At 71.1% G+C, this 7,092-nt stretch carries 6 protein-coding genes; 2 read left to right on the top strand and 4 right to left on the bottom strand.

Annotation, left to right across the window (positions count from 1 at the left end; all coding sequences use genetic code 11):
* Positions 1–599: cupin domain-containing protein (locus AB7U46_RS17170; RefSeq protein WP_428338206.1), on the bottom strand; the 599-nt coding region annotated here is incomplete at its 3' end.
* Between the two features lie 139 nt (positions 600–738).
* Here AB7U46_RS17170 and AB7U46_RS17165 point away from each other — a divergent pair.
* A complete protein-coding gene (locus AB7U46_RS17165) occupies positions 739–1,203 on the top strand; it encodes a MarR family winged helix-turn-helix transcriptional regulator (RefSeq protein WP_428338205.1) in 465 nt (154 codons plus the stop codon).
* 108 nt (positions 1,204–1,311) lie between these two features.
* The gene (locus tag AB7U46_RS17160) at positions 1,312–3,165 is read left to right on the top strand and encodes a heavy metal translocating P-type ATPase (protein ID WP_428338204.1); all 1,854 of its coding nucleotides are present in this window, start codon (positions 1,312–1,314) and stop codon (positions 3,163–3,165) included.
* Between the two features lie 81 nt (positions 3,166–3,246).
* Here AB7U46_RS17160 and AB7U46_RS17155 read toward each other — a convergent pair whose 3' ends face one another.
* The 3 genes from AB7U46_RS17155 to AB7U46_RS17145 form a co-directional block, all read right to left on the bottom strand.
* Positions 3,247–4,221 (bottom strand): class 1 fructose-bisphosphatase, encoded by a 975-nt coding sequence (locus AB7U46_RS17155; protein WP_428338203.1) that lies wholly within the window; start codon positions 4,219–4,221, stop codon positions 3,247–3,249.
* Between the two features lie 327 nt (positions 4,222–4,548).
* The gene (gene argE / locus AB7U46_RS17150) at positions 4,549–5,652 is read right to left on the bottom strand and encodes an acetylornithine deacetylase (protein ID WP_428338202.1); all 1,104 of its coding nucleotides are present in this window, start codon (positions 5,650–5,652) and stop codon (positions 4,549–4,551) included.
* Positions 5,652–7,092 (bottom strand): amidohydrolase (locus AB7U46_RS17145; RefSeq protein ID WP_428338201.1); only part of this gene is annotated, 1,441 nt, incomplete at its 5' end. The genes argE and AB7U46_RS17145, both read right to left, overlap by 1 nt.

Here is a 7,092-nt window from a genome sequence, read left to right as displayed (position 1 = left end):
AGCCGCTCGCCGCGCGAATAGTTCGGCGTGGCGTAATCGGTGACGCGATCGGAGCCGAACTCGAAGAAGCCGACGTCGTTCTGGAACGAGAACGGGATGTCGAGCCCGTCGATCCAGGCCATCGGCTGGTCGGTCTCGTTGTGGTGGCCGTGGAAATTCCAGCCCGGGGTCAGCAGGAAATCGCCGCGCGACATCCGCACCGGATCGCCGTTCACCACCGTCCAGACGCCCTCGCCCTCGACCACGAAGCGGAAGGCGTTCTGCGAATGGCGGTGTTCGGGCGCGGTTTCCTTCGGGCCGAGATACTGGATCGCGCACCAGAGCGTGGGCGAGATATAGGCCTCGCCGCCGAGCCCGGGGTTCGCAAGCCCGATCGCCCGGCGTTCCCCGCCGCGACCCACCGGAACCAGCTCGCCCGAGGCCTGCGCGAGCGGATAGAGATCGGCCCATTTCCAGACATGGGCGACCGCCTTCGGCCGCGGATGGCGCGGCATCAGATCGCCGAGCTGGGTCCAGAGCGGGTTCAGATGCTGCGCCTTGAAATCCGCGTAAAGCTGACGCAGTGCCGGGCTGTCCGCCGGCTGCATGGCATTGTCCATGTCACTCCTCCCCTAGCGACTCGATGTCTTGACGATAGGTAGCATGCGTATCATTAGTATGCGTGTCAATATCAGATATGCATAATTCGCATGGCTCCGCCGCGCTTGCCTGAGCCGCGGCCTTGCACTAGGCAGAGGCATGACTTCGATTTACGACCTTCCGGGGCACCTGATCCGCCGCATGCACCAGATTTCCGTCTCCGCCTTCGCGGCCGAGGTGGGTGGCGCCGGATTCGACCTCACGCCGGTGCAATTCGCCGCGCTGAGCATGCTCGAGGAACACCCCGACGTGGATCAGGCGACGCTCGCCGGAATGATCGCCTATGACCGGGTGACGATCGGCGGGGTGATCGCGCGGCTCGAAAGCCGCGGGCTGATCGAACGCACGGTGAGCGAGACCGACCGGCGCGCGCGGCGGCTGCGGCTGACCGAGCGCGGCGCCTCGATCCTGCAGACGGTGCGCCCTGCGGTGCGGCGCGCGCAGGCGCGGATGGTCGCCGGGCTCGACGCGGCGGAACAGGACCAGCTGCTCGCGCTGATGCACAAGATCGCCGAGCACAACAACGAGATGAGCCGCGCGCCGCTGCGCCCGAACGAGACCTGAGACCGGGACGGGCCGCGGCATCGGCGCCGCTGTGCAAGGCGCGCCCCGCGCGCTAGACTGGCGCCATCCCAGCCGCTGCCCCCGCGCAGCCTTGCCAGGTCCGCCCCGATGCCCGCGCTCCGCCGCCCCTCCCTCCCCGCCATCCTGCTTTCCATCGCGCTCGCCGCGCTGATCGCGGGCCTGCTCGCCCGCCTCGCCGCGCGCCCTGATCTCGCCGCCCCGATCTGGGTCGCGGGCGTGGTGCCGGTGCTCGCCGCGCTTATCGTCGAGATCGCGCGCAGCCTCTGGCGCGGCGAGGTTGGGCTCGACATCGTCGCGGCGCTCTCGATGAGCGCGGCGCTGGTCTTCGGCGAAAGCCTCGCGGCGGCGGTGGTGGCGGTGATGTACACCGGCGGGAGTTTCCTCGAATCCTACGCCGAGGGCCGCGCCCGGCACGAGATGCACGCGCTGCTCGCCCGGGTGCCAAGGCGCGCGCGCAGGCTTACCGGCGAGACGCTCGAGGAGGTGCCGCTCGACGCGATCGTGCCCGGGGACCGGCTGCTGATCCGGCAGGGCGATGTGGTGCCGGTCGACGGCCATGTCGCCTCGGAGCGCGCCTTTCTCGACACTTCCGCGCTCACCGGCGAGTCGCTGCCGGTGAAGCTCGCCCACGGGGACGAGACGATGAGCGGCGCGACCAACGCGGGCGAGGCCTTCGAGCTGGTCGCGACGCGGCGCGCGGAGGAAAGCACCTATGCCGGGATCGTGCGCCTCGTCGAAAGCGCGCAGGCCTCGAAGGCGCCGATGTCGCGGCTCGCCGATCGCTGGTCGGTGGGCTTTCTCGCGGTGACGCTGGCGCTTGCCGGCGCGGCCTGGGCGCTCACCGGCGATCCGATCCGCGCGGTCGCCGTGCTCGTCGTCGCCACCCCCTGCCCGCTCATCCTCGCGGTGCCGGTCGCGCTTGTCGCCGGGCTTTCGCGCGCGGCGCATTTCGGCGTGCTGATCAAGGGCGCCAAGCCCCTCGAGGCGATGGCCGCGGTGCAGACGCTGATCCTCGACAAGACCGGCACGCTGACCGACGGCCGGCCGCGGATCACCGCGATCGAGGCCGAGCCGGGCTTCGCCGAAGACGAGGTGCTGCGCCTTGCCGCCGCGCTCGATCAGGGCTCGCAGCATCCGGTGGCGCAGGCGCTGGTGACCGAGGCGCGCCGCCGCGGCCTTGCCCTGCCCTTGCCGCGCGATCTGGTCGAACGCCCGGGCGAGGGGCTGATCGGCACCGTCGAGGGGCGGCGCGCGGTGGTCGGCGGCATCGGTTTCGTCGCGGGCGAGCTTGGCCTCGGCTGGATCGAGGCACCGGCGCAGGCGCCCGGCGCGGTGCTCGTCGCGCTCGGGATCGAGGGGCGGCTTGCGGGCTGGCTGGTGATGGCCGATCCGCTGCGCGAGGACGCGCGCGAGATGCTTGCCGCGCTGCGCGGGCGCGGCATCGCCCGGATCCTGCTCGCCACCGGCGACCGCGCGGCGGTGGCGGAACGGGTGACCGAGGGGCTTGGCCTCGACGGGCTGCGCGCCGAACTGACGCCCGACCGCAAGGTGCTCACCGTGCTCACCGAGCGCAAGAACGGGCCGGTGATGATGGTCGGCGACGGGGTGAACGACGCCCCTGCCCTCGCCGCCGCCGATGTCGGCGTGGCGATGGGCGCGCGCGGCGCCGCGGCCTCGGCCGAGGCGGCCGATGTGGTGCTGCTCGTCGACCGCATCGACCGGCTGGTGAGCGGCATCGCGGTGGCGCAGGGCGCGCTCGCGATCGCGCGGCAGAGCGTCTTCGTCGGCATCGGCCTCTCGCTCGCCGGGATGATCGCGGCGGCGCTCGGCTTTCTCACCCCGGTCGAGGGGGCGCTGCTGCAGGAGGCGATCGACGTCGCCGCGATCCTGAACGCGCTGCGCGCGCTGCGTATCACCCCGCCCGGAGAGGGCGCGGCCTGATCCGTTTCAATGGACTGATTTCACGTCGTATTCCCGGTTTTCCGACATTTCGCGAATTTCGGAAAACCGGGCGTGCGCCCCTCAGCCATGCTCGGCGATATAGGCCTCGATCCGCGTCACCTCTCCGGCCGAGCCGAAGATCAGCGGGCAGAAGGCATGCGGCGCCGCCGGCACGAGGTCGAGGATGCGATTGCGCCCGTCGCTCGCGCGCCCGCCCGCCTGCTCGACGATGAAGGCGATCGGGATCGCCTCATAGGCAAGGCGCAGCCGGCCGTTCTCATAGCCCTTGCGGCGGTCCTGCGGGTAGAGGAACGCCCCGCCCTTGAGCATGATCCGGTGCAGATCGCCCACCGCCGCGGCGAGCCAGCGCATGTTGAAATTCTTGCCCCGCGGGCCGTCCTTGCCCTCGATCACGTCGCGCAGATAGGCCTGTAGCCCGGGCCGCCAGAACCGCTCGTTCGAGGCGTTATAGGCGATCATCGAGGTCTCGGGCTTGAGGGTGATGTTCTCGGCGGCGATGCGGAAATCGTCCGATTGCCGGTCGAGCGTGGCGATATGGACGCCGTCGCCGAGCGACCAGACGAAATCGACCGAATGGCCGAAACAGGCATAGCCCGCGGCGACCGCCTCGCTGCCGGGGCGGCGGAAGCTGCCGTCGCCGGCCGGGTAGATCACGAAGAGCATGCCGAGAAGCGCGCAGATCCCGATCGAGCCGGAGCCGTCGATCGGATCCATCGCGACGTCGAACTCGCCTTCGGGGTCGAGGGTGACGATCGCCTCGGCCTCCTCGGAGAGCACGTGGCGGATCGAACAGCCGGCAAGCGCGGCGAGCATGTGCTCATGTGCGCCGACGTCGAGCGCCTTCTGCGCGTCGCCGCTGTCATTGGTGCCGACGAGCACCGCCGGATCGCCCGGCAGAAGCCCCGCGGCGAGGCGGTCGGCGATCGCGGGCAGCGCCTCGGCGATATGGCGCACGATGCGGCCGGCGCCCGCGTCGGGCAGGCGGACATGCAGCAGATCGCCCGCGATGGGCCTGTCGTGCGGAAGGGTGAGCATGATCGGTCGTCCTCTGAGCGCCGGGCCCCGCTGGCCCGCCCCTCCCTAGCGCCGATCCGTGCCGGGAAACAGGGGAAACCCGCGCCCGCGGGCCGGTCCGCCGCCATCAGTGGTGCGAGGCTCACCACCCCTCGACGGCTCGCGCCGCTTCGGCTGTCACGCAAGCATGACGGGACGGAAAAGGCGTTGGTACTTCACAGGATCCTCGAAAAAGCGGAGCGCGCGAAATCAGCCGCGTGCGTGTCACAAACGTTAACGCCTTCGTGAGGTCCGGCTCCATTGGGGAAAAATCCCCATGTGGCGCCGGGGTGACAGCTGCCGCGGCGTTCAGCCGCGCAGCTGCCGCGCGAGGATCGCGGCGCAAAGCGCGAGCTGGTCGCGCGCGATGGATTCGTCGGGCTGATGGCCGTCGTCCATCGTGCCCGGGCCGCAGACCACGGTGGGAATGCCGCGCGCCGCGAAGAAGCCCGCCTCGGTCCCGTAGGAGACCTTCACCGGCGCGGGATCGGGCAGCAGCGCGGCGAAGGCGGCGATCGCGGGGGTGGCGGGGTCGCTTTCAAGGCCGGGATAGGCGCCGGTCGGGGTGATCTCGACGCCCGCGGGCAGATCCGCGGTGATCCGGGCGAGGATCTCCTCGGTCGTCTCGCTGGCAAGATGGCGGATCTCGAACAGGACCTCGGCCAGATCGGGCACGATATTGAGCGCGACACCGCCCTGCATCCGCCCGGCATGGACCGTCGAACAGGGGATGTCATAGGCCGCGTCCTGCGCGCCCTCGCGCAAAAGCCGCGCCTGTTCGCTGCGCAGCGCGGCGATCAGATCGGCGGCCAGATGCAGCGCATTGGTGAAGCGCGGCGCCATCGCGGAATGGCCCGCCGTGCCATGGCAGGTCGCGCGAAAACTCGCCTTGCCCTTGTGGCCGAGGCCGAGGCGCATCAGCGTGGGTTCCCCCACGATGCACAGATCGGGGCGGCCGAGCGTCGGGATCACCCGATCGATCATCTGCGGAATGCCGCGGCAGCCGAGCTCCTCGTCCCAGCTGAGCGCGATCGAGACCGGGCGCGCGGGCGGGGTGGCGCGCAGGGTTTCGGCCAGTGCCAGAACGCAGGCGACAAACCCCTTCATGTCGGTGGTGCCGCGGCCATGCAGGCGGTCGCCGCGCGGGGTGAGCGCGAAGGGCTCGACGCTCCAGCGCTGGCCCTCGACCGGGACGACATCGGTATGGGCGGAAAGCAGCGTGCCGCCCTGCCCCGCGCCAAAGCGCGCGAGCAGCCCGGCCTTGGGTTCGCCTTCCGCCGCGATGCGAGTGACGGAGAATCCGGCGTCACTCAGAAAGCGCGCGACCCAGTCGACGAGCTCGAGGTTCGAGCGCGCCGAGACGGTCGGAAAGGCGACGAGCGTCGCGAGGATATCCTCGATCCGGGTCAGCATCAGAGTGTCTCCTCATGCACGATCGCGCCGGCGCAGATCGTCAGCGCGGCATGGCATTCCCCGGCGCCCTCGGCAAGCGCGCGCGGATCGCCGGCGAGCAGCACGAGATCAGCTTCCATCCCGGCCTCGAGCCGCCCGCGGCGGTCTTCGGCGAAAAGCGCCTGCGCCCCGCCCGCGGTATAGGCGGCGATCACCGCGGCGAAGGGCAGCCGCTGATCGGGGACATCCGCGGCCCAGGGCTGGCGGGAGAGCGCCGCGTGGATCGCGCCAAAGGGCGAAAGCGGCGCCGTCGGCCAGTCGGTGCCGAAGGCGAGCGGCACGCCGGCGCCGGCGAGCGCGGCCCAGGGAAAGGTGTCGCGCCAACGATCGCGGCCCATGATCGAGACGGTGGGCTCCAGCGGCAGCCCGCTCGAGCCGGGCGGATGCACCGGCTGCATCGAGGCAATCACGCCGAGATCGGCGATCCGCGCCAGATCGTCGGGGTGCAGCATGTCGATATGCTCGATCCGGTGGCGGGCGTCGCGGTGCCCGTTCGCGGCCCGCGCCGCGGCATAGCCGTCAAGCGCCATGCGCACGGCCGCGTCGCCCACGCAATGCACCTGGATCTGCAGACCCCGCGCATCCGCCGCGATGCAAAGCGCGTTGAAACGCTCGGGCCTGAAGAGCGGTTCGGAGCGAAAGCCCGGCCGCCCGGGGTAGTCGTCGGTGCGATAGGCGGTCCAGGTGTCGAAGACGCCGTCGAGGAACATCTTGATCCGGCCAAAGCCGAGCCGGTCGCTGCCCGGGCGCGCCGCCGCCGCGATCAGCTCGGCGATGCGGGCGTCGTCATGGGTGGGCGAGAGCCGCATCGCGGTCGAAACGCGGATCGGCAGCGCGCCCTCGCGGTCCATCTCGGCCAGAAGATCGGCGAGGTAGAGGTTGCCGTCCATGTTCACCGCGGTGGTGATGCCATGGGCCGCACAGGCGGAAAGCGCCGCGGCGAGCGTCGCGCGGTCGGCGGCGCGATCTTCCGGCGAGACCGCCTTGGGCTCCTCGCCCGCCATCGCAAGCCCGTCGCGCCCGCCATTCGCGGAAAGCCGCAGCACCAGCGCCATCGCCGCGCCCTCGCGCAGCTCGCCATTCGGGCGGCCATCGGCGCCGATCACCACCTCGGCCCCCTCGAGCGCGGGCACCGCCGCCATCAGCCCCGCGGCCTGCAGCGCCGCGGTGTTCGCCCAGGCGGCATGGCCATCGACGGCGAGCACCAGAAGCGGGCGGTCGGGGCAGAGCGCGTCAAGCGCCTGCCGGTCGGGGCGCGTGCCGGGGCCGAGAAATTCGTAATTCGCGGAAAAGGCGACAAGCAGCCGCACCGCGGGGTTTTGCGCGGCGAATCCGGCGATCGCCTGCGCCGCGGCCGCCGCCCCCTCGATGCCGAGCAGGTTCAGCTGCGCAAGCGTCGCG

It is taken from the genome of Paenirhodobacter sp. (assembly GCF_050177655.1).
Taxonomy (GTDB): domain Bacteria; phylum Pseudomonadota; class Alphaproteobacteria; order Rhodobacterales; family Rhodobacteraceae; genus Rhodobacter.
This window is presented reverse-complemented; position numbering and strand designations above follow the sequence as displayed.